Annotated in this window: 15 protein-coding genes; 10 read left to right on the top strand and 5 right to left on the bottom strand. The window is 40.0% G+C overall.

What is annotated here, in order from left to right:
• Window position 1: 1 nt before the first annotated feature.
• Together IAE20_RS01415 and IAE20_RS01420 are read right to left on the bottom strand one after the other, a co-directional pair.
• Window positions 2-1,033 (bottom strand): glycosyltransferase family 4 protein, encoded by a 1,032-nt coding sequence (locus IAE20_RS01415; RefSeq protein WP_200481626.1) that lies wholly within the window; start codon window positions 1,031-1,033, stop codon window positions 2-4.
• A complete protein-coding gene (locus tag IAE20_RS01420; protein ID WP_200481625.1) occupies window positions 1,030-2,100 on the bottom strand; it encodes a glycosyltransferase family 4 protein in 1,071 nt (356 codons plus the stop codon). Before IAE20_RS01420 ends, IAE20_RS01415 begins: the two co-directional genes overlap by 4 nt.
• A 269-nt stretch (window positions 2,101-2,369) precedes the next feature.
• Here IAE20_RS01420 and IAE20_RS01425 point away from each other — a divergent pair, with 269 nt between their 5' ends.
• The 3 genes from IAE20_RS01425 to IAE20_RS01435 all read left to right on the top strand — a co-directional run bounded on the left by IAE20_RS01425 (window position 2,370) and on the right by IAE20_RS01435 (window position 5,431).
• The gene (locus tag IAE20_RS01425) at window positions 2,370-2,828 is read left to right on the top strand and encodes a pilin (protein WP_200481624.1); all 459 of its coding nucleotides are present in this window, start codon (window positions 2,370-2,372) and stop codon (window positions 2,826-2,828) included.
• Window positions 2,829-2,930: 102 nt separating this feature from the next.
• Window positions 2,931-4,595, top strand: coding sequence for a PglL family O-oligosaccharyltransferase (locus IAE20_RS01430; RefSeq protein ID WP_200481623.1), 1,665 nt, complete (start codon window positions 2,931-2,933; stop codon window positions 4,593-4,595).
• Between the two features lie 344 nt (window positions 4,596-4,939).
• On the top strand, window positions 4,940-5,431 hold the full coding sequence (locus tag IAE20_RS01435; protein WP_200481622.1) for a hypothetical protein: 492 nt from the start codon (window positions 4,940-4,942) through the stop codon (window positions 5,429-5,431).
• A gap of 151 nt (window positions 5,432-5,582) precedes the next feature.
• Here the strand turns inward: IAE20_RS01435 and fadA are convergent, their stop codons facing one another.
• Together fadA and fadB are read right to left on the bottom strand one after the other, a co-directional pair.
• Window positions 5,583-6,755 carry an acetyl-CoA C-acyltransferase FadA gene (gene fadA, locus IAE20_RS01440; RefSeq protein ID WP_200459150.1) on the bottom strand — a complete coding sequence of 391 codons (1,173 nt, stop codon included), beginning with the start codon at window positions 6,753-6,755 and terminating at the stop codon, window positions 5,583-5,585.
• Window positions 6,756-6,767: 12 nt separating this feature from the next.
• Window positions 6,768-8,921: a fatty acid oxidation complex subunit alpha FadB gene (gene fadB, locus IAE20_RS01445; RefSeq protein ID WP_200481621.1), complete on the bottom strand. Its 2,154-nt coding sequence runs from the start codon at window positions 8,919-8,921 to the stop codon at window positions 6,768-6,770.
• 499 nt (window positions 8,922-9,420) lie between these two features.
• Between fadB and lpxO the strand changes: the two genes are divergently transcribed.
• The 7 genes from lpxO to IAE20_RS01480 all read left to right on the top strand — a co-directional run bounded on the left by lpxO (window position 9,421) and on the right by IAE20_RS01480 (window position 16,077).
• Window positions 9,421-10,359, top strand: a complete 939-nt coding sequence (lpxO, locus tag IAE20_RS01450; RefSeq protein ID WP_200459152.1) for a lipid A hydroxylase LpxO — start codon at window positions 9,421-9,423, stop codon at window positions 10,357-10,359.
• Window positions 10,360-10,535: 176 nt separating this feature from the next.
• A complete protein-coding gene (locus IAE20_RS01455; RefSeq protein ID WP_200481620.1) occupies window positions 10,536-10,955 on the top strand; it encodes a PH domain-containing protein in 420 nt (139 codons plus the stop codon).
• Between the two features lie 121 nt (window positions 10,956-11,076).
• Complete coding sequence (uvrC, locus tag IAE20_RS01460; RefSeq protein ID WP_200481619.1) at window positions 11,077-12,876, top strand: excinuclease ABC subunit UvrC; 1,800 nt, start codon at window positions 11,077-11,079, stop codon at window positions 12,874-12,876.
• Between the two features lie 136 nt (window positions 12,877-13,012).
• On the top strand, window positions 13,013-13,807 hold the full coding sequence (locus IAE20_RS01465; protein ID WP_200481618.1) for a thioesterase family protein: 795 nt from the start codon (window positions 13,013-13,015) through the stop codon (window positions 13,805-13,807).
• A 111-nt stretch (window positions 13,808-13,918) separates the two neighbouring features.
• Complete coding sequence (gene pgsA / locus IAE20_RS01470) at window positions 13,919-14,506, top strand: CDP-diacylglycerol--glycerol-3-phosphate 3-phosphatidyltransferase (protein WP_200459369.1); 588 nt, start codon at window positions 13,919-13,921, stop codon at window positions 14,504-14,506.
• Window positions 14,507-14,611: 105 nt separating this feature from the next.
• Window positions 14,612-15,472, top strand: coding sequence for a bifunctional transcriptional activator/DNA repair enzyme AdaA (locus IAE20_RS01475; RefSeq protein WP_200481670.1), 861 nt, complete (start codon window positions 14,612-14,614; stop codon window positions 15,470-15,472).
• The gene (locus IAE20_RS01480) at window positions 15,469-16,077 is read left to right on the top strand and encodes an alpha-ketoglutarate-dependent dioxygenase AlkB family protein (protein WP_200481617.1); all 609 of its coding nucleotides are present in this window, start codon (window positions 15,469-15,471) and stop codon (window positions 16,075-16,077) included. Before IAE20_RS01475 ends, IAE20_RS01480 begins: the two co-directional genes overlap by 4 nt.
• A gap of 3 nt (window positions 16,078-16,080) precedes the next feature.
• On the opposite strand, the gene IAE20_RS01485 is transcribed toward IAE20_RS01480, so the two are convergent.
• The gene (locus IAE20_RS01485; RefSeq protein WP_200481616.1) at window positions 16,081-17,874 is read right to left on the bottom strand and encodes an ABC transporter ATP-binding protein; all 1,794 of its coding nucleotides are present in this window, start codon (window positions 17,872-17,874) and stop codon (window positions 16,081-16,083) included.
• Window positions 17,875-17,932: the final 58 nt, after the last annotated feature.

A 17,932-nucleotide genomic window follows, 5' to 3' on the forward strand; every position in this document is an offset into this window, starting at 1 on the left:
TTTAGATTCGGTCTGAACTAATAGGCTTAAACAAAGCGCCATAAACTTCTACGTACTGATGAACCATTTTATCAATTTTAAAATTCCTTTCTGTATATGAACGGGCACTCAATGACATTTCTTTCTGTAATCCTGTAGTTTCCTTTAGTGTTCTAATTGCTTCAACAAAACTTTGAACATTATTTTTTTCGCATAAGAACCCCGTTTTTCCATGCTGGACAATTTCAGGCAAAGCGGAACCATTTGTTGTGATAACAGGTAATCCACATGCTTGTGCTTCTATGGCAACTAGGCCAAACCCTTCACTGCGTGTAGGAAACAGTAATGCATCGACTTGTTGCATGGCATTAATTACTTCGTCTTGGCTTAAATACCCGATATTTACCATGTTATCAGGCATATTTTTTTGTTCTAATTCTGCTGATTGTTTACCAGTGAAATATAGTACATAATTTTCACCGAGATCTTTCATAATTGGTTCAAGAAGATCAACCCCCTTAAGTTGTTTCCAACCACCAACATATAACAACTGAAAAGGATTATTAACTTTATTGCTTTTCATTGGCACAAACTTCTTTGAGTCAATACCGTTATAAATAACACTGATTGGAATATCGATAACATGCTGTTGCGTAATGCTAGCAGCAAACCGGCTAACTGCAGCCATTTTATCTGCACGTCGTATAGTTTTTCGTTCTATATTCTTAATCCAATAATTATGGTATTGGGTTCTCAAAAAACCTTTATAAGGTTGCAGTTCTGGGTCATGAATTGAGTGGTGTAATGTAGCAACTACAGGGAAGTTGCTAGGAATAAATCGAGGATGTAGCCATGTATTAATATGAGCTACTGTTGCCCATTCAGGCACTTCAGGCTTGTGTACGAACCAAGGTAAATACTCAGCATGATGAGGCAACCATGTGATTTCAGCATGGATGCCTAGCTTGTTAAGCTCTTTCACCAACGTTATTGTAAAAACATCCGTGCCTGTGCCGCATTTTACCGTTGGGAACCATATCCCTAATTTTTTCATAATTGAGCCTTAATTTGTTGACCAAACTTACCCCATTCAAACTCTTTCGAAAAGTTTTTACATTTCTCAATATTTTTAGATTCACCTAAAGCTTCTATCACTTGCTTCGATAGTGCTTGGTAGTTGTTTTTTTCAACTAGCCATCCAGATTCATTTTGCTTTACCGCATCTATAATCCCACCCGTTGCAAAGGCAATAGTAGGTGTACCATGTGCTGCGGCTTCTATTGCGACCATACCAAAACCTTCGGGATCATCTGGAATATGTTTCACTGGAAAGATATGTAAAGCAGCTAAATAATAAAAACTTGATAAAACATCATCATCACTAATATTTCCTGTGAAAATAATATTATTTTCAATATAGTGCTTTTTGGCAGTTGCTAAGAGTAGTTCTTTGGATTGTAGATTTTTATTTAAAGATTGATTTGGTGTATCACCAATAATCACAAGCACAGTATCAGGTAGAGTTTTTACAATTTCAGAAAAACTGAAATCTATAAATTCATTTAAGCCTTTACGCTGGGTTAAACGTCCTATGGAAATCAAGATTTTTTTATTCTGTAAATTATGTTTATTTTTTAAATTTTGAATAAGTTGTTCATCTCTAGATTTTGGAGGAAAATTAACCCCAGGATGAATAACGCTTAATTTTTTTTCATTTACTCCCTTTTTAAGACAAATATCATAAGTCGGGGAACTATTTGCAATGATTTGATCGGCAGATCGAATAAAAGGAATCCATAAAAAATTATATAGTTTATTATTTGTTCCTATATCCAAACCATGAATATAGACTAAACTTTTTTTTCTAAAAATCTTTGCCCAAAAAACAGCGATGGGTGCAGTCAAACCGCTACCAGCAAAAAGGATATCAGGATGTTGAGTTAAACAAACCCAAAATGTTTGAAAAAAAGCACAGATTAAAAAAATGGGTAAAGGGTTTAAAGGAACACTATAAAAATGAGTATTCGATGGTGCAGAAAGTTTTGCCTGTCCATGACTAATAATTGTGACCCGATGCTCTTTGGACAATTCATCTGCAATATGCCAGTTTAAACGCTCCATGCCTCCGATGAGTGGAGGGAGATTGCGAGTGACGATGAGTATTTTTTTCTTAGGCATAATTTTAAGGAGTTATAATCTCTTTTAAAGTGTATCTGATTTGGTGGTTTTACGTTAATTCTTTTATTAAAAAAAACATCTTTAAAGTCATCATATGACAAAATATGTCATTTATTCAATATTTTATTTTACTTATAGTGTTGAAATTACTTCATTTTATTTGTTGGCATGATTTTTGATTATAAATTCCTATATTGCATTTGGGGAGCAAGATGATAATTAGTACAAAAGGTTTTACACTTATTGAATTAATGATTGTTATCGCTATTATTGGGGTTTTGGCTGCAATCGCAATCCCAGCCTACCAAAACTATACGACTAGAGCACAAATCTCTGAAGCACTAGGCATGGCAAGTGCATTTAAAGCAGAATTACTTGCAGTCTATGGAACAAGTGGTGCTTGTCCAACATCCCCCATAGATTTTGGGCTAGACTCATCTGGTACAATTAATTCAAAATATGTTCAAAGTGTTAGTATAAATACAACACATTCTGGTGCATTATGTGCATTTGATTTTAAGTTTAATACAGTGGGTATGAATGCAGGCGTTGCAGGAAAAACCCTTACTTTTGCGATGATGAATTATGCGGGTAATGGTTCCGCTCGTTGGGAATGTGCATCATCACAAATTCGCCAATTATATTTGCCAACAATTTGTAGAGGTATTTAATCGTAGAGGCATCTAAATTTTAGATTTATCATGTCTAATTGTTTATACGGATAGGATTGGAAGATTGTATAATCCCACCATTCTATTTTCTACTCCATGACTATGCGCGCTTTTTTCCTATTTTTAGCGTCGATCCTGATCAGTCTTGCATGGCTATCTCCCTATCATGCTTTTCCGTGGCTGACATTTTCCAGTGAGATACTCAGCTTTGCAGCAGTGCTTAGCTTGTTGGCAGGACTTTGCGCTCAAGATCTACGAATTCCTAAAATTCAATGGATGGCTTTGCCTATCGTCATCATTCCACTGCTTCAATGGATGTGCGGGCTAGTTCTGGATCTAAGTAGCGCTTTGTTATTTAGCTTCTATTTATTGGGTTTTTGGTTCGCCATTGTTGCTGGTTATAATCTTGCACTCCAGACAGAACGAGTAAAACTGTTTACTCGTATCTGCTATGTTTTAACTATAACCAGTGCTATTTCCAGTGTTATTGCAGTGTTGCAATGGTTTAATCTGGATCAACATGTTTATGGGGTGATGGAGCTCCGAGCAGGCAATCGACCATTTGCCAATTTTGCCCAGCCAAATAATATGTCGACCTTTTTGCTCATGGGACTCATGGCCTGTTTGTATTTATTTGAGCAACGGAAACTAAAAACACTATTATTAATTTCAACATCAGCATTGGTTTTATTTGCGATTGCACTCAGCCAGTCACGTACTGCGTGGGTGGTGTGTTTATTTTTTATGAGCTATTGGACCTATAAAACGTATAAGCATCCAGTTCGTTTGCGTATGCCTTATATGCTGGTGTGGGTGATAAGCTTTATTGGCATGATTGCTTTACTGCCAAGTTTGTCTACTCTTATTGCTTCATTCGGTGCAGAAAAAGTGGTGGAAGCCAGTTCGGTTGCTGAACGAGCAACCTCAGGCTATTTGCGCTTTGATATCTGGACGCAAATGTTATTGGCGATTCAGCAACATCCTTTAAGTGGTTATGGATGGGGGCAAACCAGTCTGGCACAGCTCACTATTTTTAATCTGCATCCCTCTCATGAATGGGTCACCAGCGGTCATAATATTCTGTTAGATATTATCGTCTGGAATGGTTTACCCCTTGGTTTACTGATCATTGGGTATATGACATGCTGGATTTTATGGTTAAATCATAAGGCAAGAAGTCCAGAGTCGATTATTGCTTTGCTCATGGTGGGAGCAATTTTAATTCATGCTTTACTCGAATTTCCGTTGCGCTATGCCTATTTTTTATTCCCTTTTGGCTTCTTATTGGGTTTTGTACAATCGCAATCCTCAGATCTCAACGCATCAGTTTTATCTAAATATGTGATAAGGGGTATTGTTGTGATCAGTGGTATTTTTATGCTGCTGATTTGGCGAGACTACACAGTTTATAAACTCAATAATGGTTTAGCTTTTCGTGGAAAGCAGCCCACACAAACCGTGTTGGGTAGTACAGATATCTATCTGCTTACCCAGTTTAAAGATCGTTTACTTTGGCTGCAAATGAATCCGACGACGCAACTGAGTGATGATGAGCTGACTGAGCTTGGTCAAATGGTGAAAAATAGGGCTTCACCTTATAACCTACATAAATATGCACAGCTATTATTGGCGAATGGTAAAGCGCATGAAGCAGGGCAATATTTGTATTACTTAAATATGTTGCATCATGAGCAATACACACTTCAGGATTTAAGCGCGGAAAATGCGGCATCTGCTATTTATGGGGACGATGAGAAGAAACGTTAAATTATTTTTCAGCATTCTATGGGATCTCATGGCGTGCTGAACATTTTCATTCTTAAATAAGTTCAGTTCTATTCGGCATCATGTGATTTTAGTAAAGAGATAGAAAATTATATTTTTTGTATTGAATAATGAATAAAAGAAACCTGAACTCCCCATTATTTTTTCAATGTTGAATCTATCTAGAGACATAGCTTCAAAGTTAGTTTAATTCGTATGCATCGCAATAAAATCATCTTGACCGTTTATCCGAGCCTTACTGAATCCTACCTGACTTTGTTGTAGCCTATTTATAGGCTTTTATTTAACCCAGCATGTTTTTTGATGCATGATTTCGGGAGCAGGGCATGAATTTTATCAAATACTTGACTGTTGTTTTGCTATTGATTTCGATGTGCTTGCCAGCTGTTCAGGCAAATGAGGTCGCATCTTTACCGAGTATTCATGCGATGGCGGAATCTGAACTACGCGAGGAAGTAGGGTTTGTGCCATTTCAGGAAGATAAACCCGTACGTCAGGCACTCAGACATCATGTTGATAAAATTCAAAATGATATACAAAATCCGAATGTCAATGAAACTCCTTATATCGCGATAGATTATCAGCCAGTTACCACGCCAGATATGAGCCAACTTTCTCCATTTTTACAACAATATATTTTATCCATTACCTCAGGTTTACAGTCTTCTGATCCGACCAGTGGCATATTTAATATGCTTGAGCCTTTGGATATCAATCGAAACAATATTGCAGCTCTCCGTGAGGGAACAATTAAAATTAATATGGAACAAGCTATAAAATTTCAACAACAAATTAGAGAAGGGTTGGGTATGAAATAAAAGGTTCGGCTGGCTTTGGGTTCTTTGATTTAAAAACATGCAATACGAGCTATTTATTATTTCCTAAATTTATTTTTGTTCTTCTCGTAATTTTTAATTCTTTAAAAAAATCCCCGCTTTTGCGAGGATTTTTTATGGAGATATTTAAATCTTAAACACGTTCAATAATGGTCGCAATACCTTGACCAAGACCAATACACATGGTGGCAAGACCAATTTGTGTGTCTTGTTGTTCCATCACGTTCAATAAAGTTGTGGTAATACGAGCACCAGAACAGCCGAGAGGGTGGCCTAAGGCAATCGCACCACCATTATGGTTAATGATGTCTTGCTTGTCGTAGATCCCCAAGCCTTTCATTACGGATAGACCTTGAGCCGCAAAAGCTTCATTCAATTCAATTGTTTGAATATCGGCTATGCTTAAACCTGCACGTTTCAACGCTTTTTGAGTCGCTGGAACTGGACCATAACCCATAATTGCAGCATCACAACCCGCAACCGCCATTGAGCGAATGACCGCGCGTGGTTTTAAGCCCAAATCTTGCGCACGTTGTGCAGACATGAGCAACATTGCAGATGCGCCATCAGATAACGCAGAAGATGTCGCTGCTGTAACTGTACCGCCTTTAGGATCAAATACAGGACGCAATGCTTCAAATGAAGCAAGGTTTGCATCTGGACGGATCACTTCATCGACATCGCATAGAATTTTAAAGCCGTTGGCATCATGACCTTCGATACCCACGATTTCATTTTTAAAGCGGCCTTCTTGAGTTGCTGTCCATGCGCGAACATGAGATTCAACACCAAATTTGTCCTGCTCTTCACGGCTAATACCATTCATACGACCTAACATTTCAGCCGTTAAGCCCATCATATTGGAAGCTTTAGCATAGTGTTTAGAGGCTTCTGGGTTAAGGTCAATGCCATGCATCATTCCTACGTGGCCCATATGCTCAACACCACCAATAATGAAGACTTCACCTTGATTGGTTGCAATTTGTGCAGCAGCAGTATGGATCGCCTGCATAGATGAACCGCAAAGACGGTTGACCGTTTGACCTGCTACAGTTTTAGGTAAATCAGCCAATAACACGATGTTACGACCAATGTTCATCCCTTGTTCAAGAGTCTGATTGACGCAGCCCCAGATTACATCTTCAACTTCGTTAACATCGAACTGATTACGAGCAACAAGTGCACGTATTAATTCAGCAGATAGACTGTCGGCACGTACATTGCGGAACATACCGTTACGTGATTTGCCCATGGCAGAACGAACGCCATCAACAATCACAACGTCACGTGGATTTAAAGTAGCCATTCACGTCGCTCCTTAACCGTAGAATTTTTTGTTATTGGTAGCCATGTCACGCAACATCTGTGGCGCTTCATAAGCTTTACCTAAGTGTGCATATTTGTCGCAAAGTGCAACGTATTCAGCCACGCCAGTCTGGTCGATATAGCGACATGGTCCACCACGGAATGGAGGGAAACCAATACCCATAATCATCGCCATATCGGCTTCGCTTGGTGTTGCAACGATGTTATCTTCAAGACAACGTACCGTTTCGTTGCACAGTGCTAGCATCATACGATCGATAATTTCCTGAGCGTCAAACTCACGTTTTTCGCCAGTTACCACAGTTGCAATCACTTCATATGCAGTTGGATCAACGGTTTTGGCTTTTTTGCCTTTTTTGTCCAGTACATATTGGTAGAAACCAACGTCGTTCTTTTGACCTAAACGTTTTGCTTCATACATGGTTTGGATAGAACCTTTGTAATCTGGCTTCATACGGTCTGGGAAACCTTCTGCCATGACTTCTGCACCATGAACGCCAGTATCGATACCAACGACATCCATGAGGTAAGCAGGACCCATTGGCCAGCCAAATTTTTCCATGACTTTATCGATTTGCTGGAAGTCAGCGCCATCTTTAAGTAATAGATCAAACGCACCAAAGTAAGGGAACAAGACACGGTTCACTAGGAAGCCCGGGCAGTCATTAACTACGATCGGGGTTTTACCCATTTTTTGAGCGAGTACAACGGTGGTTGCAACAGCTTCTTCCGAAGTTTGTTCACCACGAATAACTTCAACCAGTGGCATCATATGAACTGGGTTAAAGAAGTGCATACCTACAAAATTTTCAGGACGTTTCAATGCTTTTGCTAAACGTGTAATTGAAATTGTTGAGGTGTTAGAGGCAATAATCGTGTTATCACGTACTTTTGCTTCAGTATCGGCTAAAACTGCTTCTTTTACTTTTGGATTTTCAGTGACAGCTTCAATCACGATATCCACTTCTTTAAACTCATCGTAGCTTAAAGTTGGGCGGATACGCGCTAAAGTTTCACCCATTTGAGCTGGTTTTAGCTTTTTGCGTTCAACTTGTTTGGTCAATAAACCGTTGGCTTCTTTCATGCCTAGCGCAAGTTGGGCATTCCCAATATCTTTCATGATAATTGGTGTGCCTTTGCTGGCAGCTTGATAAGCAATACCACCACCCATGATACCTGCACCAAGTACAGCGGCTTGGTTAACTGGATGCGCGCCTTTTTCGTGTTTCTTCGACGCTTTTTTCACCACCTGATCGTTGATGAATAACCCAATCAATGCTTCTGCCTGAAGGGTAACAGCTGCTTTAGCAAAACCTTCAGCCTCTGCTTTCAACGCATCATCACGACCTGAGTTGGCACCTGCCTGAATCGAATCAATCATGAGTTTCGGAGCAGGGTATTGAGCAGGATTCGCTTTAGCTAGTACCGCACCTTTAACTGTATTGAAGGCCATCATTTGCTCAAGTGGGTCGAGCTTGACTGGCTCAAGTTTTTCCTGACGCTTAGCTTTCCAGTCCAAACGACCAGCCAAGGCTTGTTTAACCAGATCAATTGCTGCTTCTTGTAATTTATCGGCAGTAACGACAGCATCTACCGCGCCATCTTTCAATGCAGCAGCAGGTTTTTTGGGTGCAGCCATGGCAATCCATTCAACTGCATTGTCAATACCAATTACACGGCTTAAACGAACCGTACCACCAAAGCCAGGGAAGATCCCCAATTTAATTTCAGGTAGGCCGACTTGTGCTTGTTCTGACATCACACGATAGTCACAGACCAGACACATTTCAAAACCGCCGCCCAATGCCATACCATTTATGGCAGCAACTTTTGGGATGTTTAAATCTTCAAAGCTATTAAAAATTTCATGAACAGGCAGAGCCCAATCAACGATGGCTTTTTCACCTTGGGCAAAATTTTGTCCAAACTCGGTAATGTCTGCACCCACGATAAATGTGGATTTGCCTGAAGTGACGATTAAGCCTTTAATTTCAGGATTAACTTTAACCGCGGCAATGGCTGCCTGAAAGTCTTCAATCGTTGCGCGGTTAAATTTGTTGACTGACTCACCTTGTAAGTCAAAGCGGAATTCTGCAATTCCGTCCGCAAGCATTTGGACGGTAATGGCATTGCCAGCGTGGATCATGCCTGATCTCCTTTATTTTGGAGGACTTCTACGTTGATGTGATGAAGCGCGTATGCATTATAGTTGCACACGTTTATGCTCCGCTAATCTTACGATAACTATATCCAAAAACGGCATAACAAGTTGTATCAAGCCGTGACGCAAGGGTCATCTATTTTTGTTACCTGTTATTGCGAGTTTTTGTAAATATCGTTCCCTAATCATAACGGTAGATAATGAACTTCCTGTTTCAATTCAAGTTTTTTATAAAAACTTATATTTTTATAATGGATTCAGCCCAAAAAAAGTAGCCCTATTTTTGTAACCATTCTGTCAAAAAGGTCAATTGCATCAAATTATTTATTCAAATATCCACATAAAAATTTGTCCAAATCGACGAAAATTCGCTTTTTCGCTTTGGCTTTTGCTAAAATCTCACGCCATTAACCATGATCAGTGGCTTATATAGTGGGTATTTTTTGCTCGGTGTTTGCCATCCTTATTTGAAAAGAGTAGCAATATGATTAAATGGATCATATTAGCGATTTTTGTGATTTCAGCTTTGTATATCCAAAATCGCGGGAAAGTACGACATTCGTTTTATCGTCAATTTTTTGATCATTCTACGATCTTGGCGCCGATCAATTTTTTGATGTACCTCTTTTCAAGAGTACCGAATCAGCCCTATATCGATACACAGCATTTTAAAGATTTAAAAGTGTTGGATGAAAATTGGGAAATGATTCGCGATGAAGCACAGGCTTTATATGCACAGGGCGGGATTAAGGCATCTAGTACCTACAATGACTTAGGGTTTAACTCGTTTTTTAAAACGGGTTGGAAACGTTTTTATTTAAAATGGTATGACTCTGCACATCCATCGGCGGCCGAGTTGTGCCCAAAGACCACCGCTTTGCTAAAAACATTGCCTACTATTAAAGCCGCCATGTTTACTGAACTTGCACCCCATAGTCGTCTGGTGCGTCACCGCGATCCTTACGCGGGTTCTCTACGCTATCACTTGGGTCTAATCACTCCCAATGATGACCGTTGTTTTATTGATGTCGATGGACAGCTTTATTCATGGCGTGATGGCGAAAGCGTGGTATTTGATGAAACCTATATTCACTATGCCGAAAATGGTACTGATGAAAATCGCATTATTTTCTTTGCTGATGTTGAACGTCCGTTAAAAACTCGGTTGATGGAAAAGTTCAATCATTGGTTTGGTAAAAATGTGATGACTGCGGCCAGTTCACCTAATGAAACTGGAGACCAGACTGGCGGTTTAAATAAAGCTTTTGGTTATGTTTATCAAATCCGAATCAAAGCTAAGGCCTTAAAAGCCAAAAACCGCAAATTATACTATTTCCTGAAATGGTTCCTGATGCTCGGCATATTTTTCCTGATTTTTATACGTCCTTATATGCCCCAAATTATCAATTTTTTTCAAAAATGACATAATGTAAACGCCCGAAAGGGCGTTTTTTTGGGGGTAAAAGAAATACTTTTGAGCAGAAAAGGATACGTGATTTGCATATGCTTTGCCCTTATAACAAGTTCATGAGAAGATAAAGCCAGTTTTAAAGATTGTGTAAAATTTAAAAAATTAATAAATGTATTGGGGAGTTTTGCATGCATACCTTTCGCTCTAAAAAAGACTGGTGGATATTGGGTTTTATCATCGCAGCGACAGGGATTTTATTGCAAATGTTATGGAGTATGCAGCTTAGAGGGACTTTAGAAGACTATCCAGAACACGGCATTGTTTATGCTTTAGTCATTGCAATCATGTGGTGGCCTGTTGTGAATACACGTTATGTTGTGACTGACGACCAACTGATCATTCATAGCATGTTTTTAACATGGACGATTTTACGAAGTAATATCCAAAATATTACTCCAACTAATAATCCGCTTTCATCTCCTGCATTGTCTCTGGATCGATTGCGTATTGATTATTTGAAGGACGGAAAGTCTAAATACGTGCTGGTTTCGCCGAAAGATAAGCAGAAATTTACAGAAGCTTTACATCTGGACCATCGTCATTATTAAACAATGATCGTCTTTTTCATTGTAAGTATGTCTCTTTACAGCAAACAAAAATATAAATGCTTGAAAAGAGAATGCTCTAACACAACATACACTGATGTAGCCAAAGGAAAGCCAAGATACAGTGAATTCAAACGCGCGCCCACATATTGAAAAAATTCTTGCTCATATGACCCAATTACCCGGTGTTTATAAAATGCTGGGTAAAGATGGCGAGTTATTATATGTTGGCAAGGCCAAAAATTTAAAAAATCGGGTGTCGAGTTATTTTGTTAAAACTATTGAGCATCCTAAAACTCAGGCTTTGGTTGCGCGTATCCATAATATTGAAACATTGGTCACACGGTCAGAAACTGAAGCTTTATTACTCGAACAAAATCTGATCAAGTTACATCGTCCACCCTATAATATTATGCTGCGGGATGATAAATCCTATGTGTATATCTTTGTCTCGGCAGATAAGCCTTATCCACGTATTGCCAGTGGACGAGGTAAAGGTAAGCATCAGGTTGGTAAGTTTTTTGGGCCTTATCCCAGCGCTTACAATGCTCGAGATACCTTATTGGTTCTACAAAAATTGTTTAATGTCCGTCAGTGCGAAAATAGCTTTTTTTCACAACGTAAGCGTCCCTGCCTGCAATATCAGATTAAACGTTGTACGGCACCGTGTGTGGGTTTAATTTCTCCACAGGACTATAAAGAAGATGTGGATAACTCCATCCGTTTTCTACAAGGCGATACTAGAGAGCTCAATCAGGAATTGATTGCCAAAATGGAGCAGGCAGCAGAGCAGCTCGAATTTGAAAAAGCGGTATTTTATCGTGATCGTCTGGCGTTGTTGCGTGAAGTTCAAGCCCAACAAGCAGTCTTTAAAGTGAAAGGTGAGGCAGATATTTTGGCCATTGCCCATCAAGCTGGCGTGACTTGTGTTCAGATCATGCATGTCCGTAATGGTCGAATGCTGGGGGGTAAAAGTTATTTTCCAGATATGTTGAGTGATGATCTAGGACAAATGCTCAGTGACTTTATGGCTAATTTTTATTTTCAGGTGGCTGATGAAGTTCCAGGCGAGTTAATCATTAATGTTGCATTACCTGATAGCAAAGAACTGGAACAGGCACTACACACTGAATTTGAGAAGAAAGTACAGATTAAACACAATGTACGCGAAACCCGTGCAGAGTGGCTAGAACTGGCGCAAATGAATGTACAGCATGCAATTAAAGGGCAACTGAGTAATCATCTGGAACTAAATGAACGTTTTCACCAATTAGAACAAGTAGTAGGACGACCGATTGATCGAATCGAATGTTTTGATATCAGTCATACCATGGGGGAAGCACCAATTGCATCCTGTGTTGTGTTTGATCAGGGTGGCGCGCGCAAACGTGATTATCGCCAGTTTGCGATTCAGGATATTACGGGGGGTGATGATTACGCAGCGATGCGTCAAGCATTGACACGTCGTTATAAAAAGCATTTATTACCAGATTTGCTGTTGATTGATGGTGGTAAAGGACAACTTCACATGGCAATGGATGTGATGCAGGAGTTGCAACTGGATGCATTTATGGTGGGTGTATCTAAAGGTGAAGGACGTAAACCAGGGCTAGAAACCTTGCATTTTACTGATGGCACCAAAATTCAGTTGCCTGAGGATCATAAAGCATTACATCTTATTCAACAGGTACGTGATGAAGCGCATCGTTTTGCGATTACCAAACATCGAGCCAAGCGTGATAAACGCCGTGCAGGTTCAGTGTTAGAAGCAATTCCTGGGCTTGGGCCAAAACGTCGTCGAGACTTACTGACCCATTTTGGTGGGATTCAGGGAGTACTGAAAGCCTCGGAAAAAGAGTTAACGCTGGTTCCCGGACTGGGCCCTAACATGGCACGAACCATTTATAAAATTCTGCATGAATAATAATTAACAGTTTTTTAAGTAATGGTCATACCCTTAATGGGTGACCAAAATATCCAATGACTCATGCGTCAAAGATCATTTACATCTATAAAAAAGCATCACAATATGTGAAAGATCAATAAACTGGAAAAATAACATGTCACTCACGCAGTTATTTCGTGAAATTGAACAACAGGACTGGATTGATTTACCTGACGGTTGGTTACAAGGCCGCACGATTTTTGGCGGTCTGGCCGCTGGCGTTTTAATGCATAAAGCACTATGCACCATTCAGGATGAAACCAAACGTTTATTGAGCTGTAGTATTACTTTTGTCGGGCCAGTACAGGCGGGAAAAGCGCATTTAACAGCTGAGATTTTACGTCAGGGCAAGTCTGTGACTACGCTTGAAGTGCGGTTATGGCAGGAAAATGCAGTACAAAGTATTTTGATCGCCAGTTTTGGTACGGATCGTGAGTCGATTATTCATGTTCGGCAGGAACCTATGATACCTGCCTATCCACGAGCTGAACAATTGGCCCCGTTACCTTTTGCCAAAATGATGCCAGAGTGTTATCAACACTTTGATCTGCGTTGGGCGGAAGGAAAATATCCGATGATGGGGAGTCCAAGTCCAGACTTTGGTGGATGGGCAAGATTTTCGCCTGAGCAGGAAGCGAATCGTAAAATTACACTGGCAGATTTTGTGACATTGACCGATATCTGGCCACCCGGTGTGTTGAGCATGTTTAAGACGCCAGCACCAGCGAGTTCACTGACTTGGCATATCACTTTTATTCATTCCTTAAAAGAGCAATTACACGACTGGTTTAAATATAAAGTGGTGACTGAATATGCTGAGCATGGATATTCCACTGAATATGCCTATGTCTGGAATGAACAGGATCAATTGTTGGCGATTTGCCGTCAGACGGTTACCGTATTTGCCTAGTCGACACTGTTGGGTATTTCGTATAAAGTTGGGCGTAGAAAATATCTTGCCTTCTTTTAAATGTTGCATTCGCCTTGTGGCGGCAATGAGGGGACTAAACTGGCGATGTCTATGACAACAGGGCGCATCCTGAATATCCCGAACATTTTAACCCTTGCGCGTATCGCGTTGATTCCGGTTTTTTTATTAATTGCTTATTGGCCACCTGCGATAGGGGTAAATGAGCATGAAGGAAGCTTTCTAAGGCATCTTATTTTAACTGCAATTTTCGTTTTAGCTGCGATTACCGACTGGTTTGATGGTTATCTGGCACGTGCACTGAATCAAAGCTCAGCTTTCGGACGCTTTTTAGATCCCGTCGCAGATAAGTTGATGGTAGCGGCTGCTCTGATTGTATTAGTGCAATGGCAACCCACGATTGCGATGGCTTTTGCTGCTATTGTCATTATTTCCCGTGAGATTACCGTGTCTGCTTTGCGTGAGTGGATGGCCGAACTGGGAGCAAGAACCAATGTTGCAGTTTCAACCGTAGGCAAATATAAAACAGCCTTTCAAATGATTGCGATTAGTGTGTTTCTACTCAACTGGCAGCCGCTTGAGCTACTGGCTTATGCCTTATTATATACGGCTGTTATTTTGACGCTGTGGTCAATGTTTATTTATTTAAAAGCGGCTTGGCCCTATCTCAAACAACCTTGAGTATATGAAGCCTTTCTGATGAAAGGCTTTTTATTGAGCGCAAGAATCGGGTCGTCAAGATTTATGCTTTGCTTTACAGTAAAACTGAATACAGGAGTTTTGATGATGAAAAACTTATCCTCCAGCCAGTTTACGGTGATGGCAAGCATGATTGAATATGCCTATCAGCATTTTGATGATCAACCCACTTTGGAACAAATGGCTGCGACTGTGGATTTAAGCCCTAGTTATGCACAGCGCCAGTTTCAAGAATGGGTTGGCATTAGCCCTAAAAAGTTTGTGCAATATTTGAGTTTGCAACGAGCCAAAGCTCTACTACAACAGCACTATAGTACTTTGGATGCTGCACTGGAAACGGGATTGTCAGGAACTGGGCGTTTGCATGATTTATTTATACAGATTGAAGGGATGACGCCAGGAGAATATAAAAAGCATGGCGCTTCGCTGCTGATCACTTACTCTTTTCAGGCAACTCCGTTTGGCGATGTATTTATTGCAAGTACAGTTAAAGGCATATGTTCCATTCAATTTTTATCAGATGCATTGACTGATCTGACAGCGCTGGATCAATTGCAACAACGCTTTGCGTTAGCAGACTTTCAGCCAAAGTCAACTGAACTTCATCAACAAGTTGCAGGATGGTTTCAGCGTGATTTAAAACACAGCGTACAGCAGAAGATTCCACTACGTTTACAAGGCACGCCTTTTCAGCTCAAAGTATGGGAAGCACTCTTAACTATTCCAGAGGGCCAATTGCGTAGTTATCAGCAGATTGCTGAGCAAATCGGTCATCATAAGGCCATACGGGCCGTTGCTAGTGCTGTTGCAAACAATCCAATTGCTTATTTGATCCCATGTCATCGTGTGATTCGATCTACTGGTATGATCGGGGAATATCATTGGAGTAAAGCACGTAAACTAGCACTTTTATCATGGGAAATGGCTAAACAGGAGCAAGTGGTATGACACTGGATTTGTTTGCACCAGAACCTCAGGCGAATCTGTTGCCTTATGATGGCGAGGTGCAGGATTACGGTTTATTTCTCAATCCCGAACAGGCTGAGTTTTATTTTAATTATCTGTTTGAACATTTGCAGTGGCGACATGATGAAGCCAAACTCTATGGAAAACATTTTATTACTCCACGCAAAGTAGCATGGTATGGCGATGCACATTATCGTTATGGTTATTCTGGGGTTATGCGTGACTCTTTACCTTGGGATGATCGGTTATTTACTCTAAAGCAGAGAATTGAGCAGTTACTCGGCGAAAAATTTAATTCGTGCCTAGCCAATTTATATGAAGAAGGGACACAAGGGATGGCGTGGCATAGCGATGGTGATATGTCTTTGGCAGAGCAAACCACGATTGCATCTTTGAGTTTGGGAGTGACTCGAAAGTTTTGTTTCCGCCATATGCGCACCAAAGAAAAAATTGAAATGTTGTTGCAATCCGGTCAGCTCATCGTCATGCGTGGAATAACTCAACAGCATTGGCAACATGCGATCATGAAGTCACAGAAAATTTTGCAGCCCCGTATCAATTTAACCTTTAGACAGTTTTTACTTTAACACTCAACTATGCGTTTCTTCATCTTCCAGTGTTTTAGCAATTTTATCGATATTCAAACTTTTTGCCATTGCATCAAAAATGTCTTTATATGCGCCTGTTTGTAAATACAATTGTTCATGCTCCCCGTGCTCCACAATTTCCCCATCCTGCATCACATACATATAATCGGCATCGATAATTTGCGACAAGCTATGGGAAATCATAATGACGGTACGTCCTTGTTTGATTTCATCCAGACTATGTTTGATTTGTTCAGTTGCAATCGCATCCAAACTTGCAGTCGGCTCATCCAGAAAAATAATAGGTGGATCTTTTAAAAACATACGCGCCAGAGCGATACGTTGTTGTTGTCCTCCTGAGAGCATGAGTGCATCCGTATCATAACCCTGAGCCAAATGGCTAATTTGTTCATGAATAGAGGCTTTTTGAGCGGCTATGATGACTTCATCCAGTGTCGCATCCATTTTACCATAACGAATATTTTCCAGAACAGAACCCTGAAAAATATGATTTTTTTGTAGCACTAATCCAATATGATCACGTAAATAGTGTGTATCAATCTGATTAAGATTGACCCCATCAAGAAAAATTTCTCCTGATTCGGGTAAATAAAATTTATCTAGCAGACTAATTAACGTCGATTTTCCTGCACCCGACAGCCCTACCAACGCCGTAATTTTATTTGGCTGTATCACCATATTGATGTTTTTTAATGCCTGATGTCCATTTTCATAGCAGAAATTGACATTTTTGAGTTCAAATTGGCCTCTAATCGCAGGTTTAAGATGACCACTATCTTCAATTTCATTATCGGCATTTAAAATCTGAAAGAAACTTTCTGAATAAATTATAGCGTCATTCACTTCATCATAAATTCGATGCAGTGAACGAATCGGCGCAGAAACATTATTAAATAATAAGATGTGATACATGATCATCCCGATACTCATTTGCCCTGCGAGTACAAAATAGGAGGTCAGAATAATAATTAGAACAATACCAATTTGTTCGATAAAAGTTTTGACCCCATCAAAAACAAAGCTGGTCTGACGAGTATGCATTTGATTGTCCGTCAGATCGCGCTGTAATTTCAGTTGTTTTTCGGCTTCGATCTCTTCGCGATTAAACGATTTGATCACCGTAATTGATTGGATAATGCCTAAAATCCCCTGACTCTTTTTTTCACGTCCATCACGTAAACGACGTCGCCAACCACCGAGTTTTTCGGCTTGTTTAAAGGTTAACCAGAAATAAATTGGAACAATCAGCAAAGCCACTAAGCCGATCCAGAAATTAGCATAGAACATGAGACCCAGCGCAAGAATAGCGCTAGTGAAAAGTGGCAAAATATCGATAAAGAAGATTTGTACCAAACGCGTTAGTGAACCAATACCTCGGTCAATACGTGTTTGTAATTTGCCTGCTTGATTGTTTTCCTGATTAAAAAAAGTCAAACGGTAAGTCAGGAATTTTTCAATAATTCCCTGAGCTAAATCTTGTGAGACATAAATGCGCAGTTTTTCGCCGTAAAATTTTTGCCCAAATTGCACCAATGCATTCAGGATTTCCTTCCCTAGTAAAATAGCTGAAATAAATGCCAGAATGGACCAACCTTCGTTGAGTCCTTGACCAGCTTTGACCAATGCATTGATGCGATCAACAGCATATTGCAAGGTGAGGGCATTGACTTGGGCAGTAAGTGCGCCAATTAAGGTCAGGATTAAGGTGGCAATTACCAGTAATCGGTAAGGTCGTACAAAAGGGCGTAATTGCTGAAAAAGATGCCAGAAATTCATGTGATCATTGTTGTTGTGTCGCTTAGAATTAATCTACATTAGCTTCAGTCTAAAAAGC

This window comes from Acinetobacter sp. S54, from assembly GCF_016624945.1.
Taxonomy (GTDB): Bacteria; Pseudomonadota; Gammaproteobacteria; order Pseudomonadales; family Moraxellaceae; genus Acinetobacter.

Bases quoted from the DNA above. Each gene is read 5' to 3' on its own strand.
- IAE20_RS01435 (WP_200481622.1), top strand. From the start codon at position 4,940: ATGAATTTTATCAAATACTTGACTGTTGTTTTGCTATTGATTTCGATG.
- IAE20_RS01420 (WP_200481625.1), bottom strand. From the start codon at position 2,100: ATGGAGCGTTTAAACTGGCATATTGCAGATGAATTGTCCAAAGAGCAT.
- IAE20_RS01480 (WP_200481617.1), top strand. From the start codon at position 15,469: ATGACACTGGATTTGTTTGCACCAGAACCTCAGGCGAATCTGTTGCCT.
- lpxO (WP_200459152.1), top strand. From the start codon at position 9,421: ATGATTAAATGGATCATATTAGCGATTTTTGTGATTTCAGCTTTGTAT.
- IAE20_RS01425 (WP_200481624.1), top strand. From the start codon at position 2,370: ATGATAATTAGTACAAAAGGTTTTACACTTATTGAATTAATGATTGTT.
- fadB (WP_200481621.1), bottom strand. From the start codon at position 8,921: ATGATCCACGCTGGCAATGCCATTACCGTCCAAATGCTTGCGGACGGA.
- fadA (WP_200459150.1), bottom strand. From the start codon at position 6,755: ATGGCTACTTTAAATCCACGTGACGTTGTGATTGTTGATGGCGTTCGT.
- IAE20_RS01485 (WP_200481616.1), bottom strand. From the start codon at position 17,874: ATGAATTTCTGGCATCTTTTTCAGCAATTACGCCCTTTTGTACGACCT.
- IAE20_RS01455 (WP_200481620.1), top strand. From the start codon at position 10,536: ATGCATACCTTTCGCTCTAAAAAAGACTGGTGGATATTGGGTTTTATC.
- IAE20_RS01465 (WP_200481618.1), top strand. From the start codon at position 13,013: ATGTCACTCACGCAGTTATTTCGTGAAATTGAACAACAGGACTGGATT.
- IAE20_RS01415 (WP_200481626.1), bottom strand. From the start codon at position 1,033: ATGAAAAAATTAGGGATATGGTTCCCAACGGTAAAATGCGGCACAGGC.
- IAE20_RS01430 (WP_200481623.1), top strand. From the start codon at position 2,931: ATGCGCGCTTTTTTCCTATTTTTAGCGTCGATCCTGATCAGTCTTGCA.
- IAE20_RS01475 (WP_200481670.1), top strand. From the start codon at position 14,612: ATGAAAAACTTATCCTCCAGCCAGTTTACGGTGATGGCAAGCATGATT.
- pgsA (WP_200459369.1), top strand. From the start codon at position 13,919: ATGACAACAGGGCGCATCCTGAATATCCCGAACATTTTAACCCTTGCG.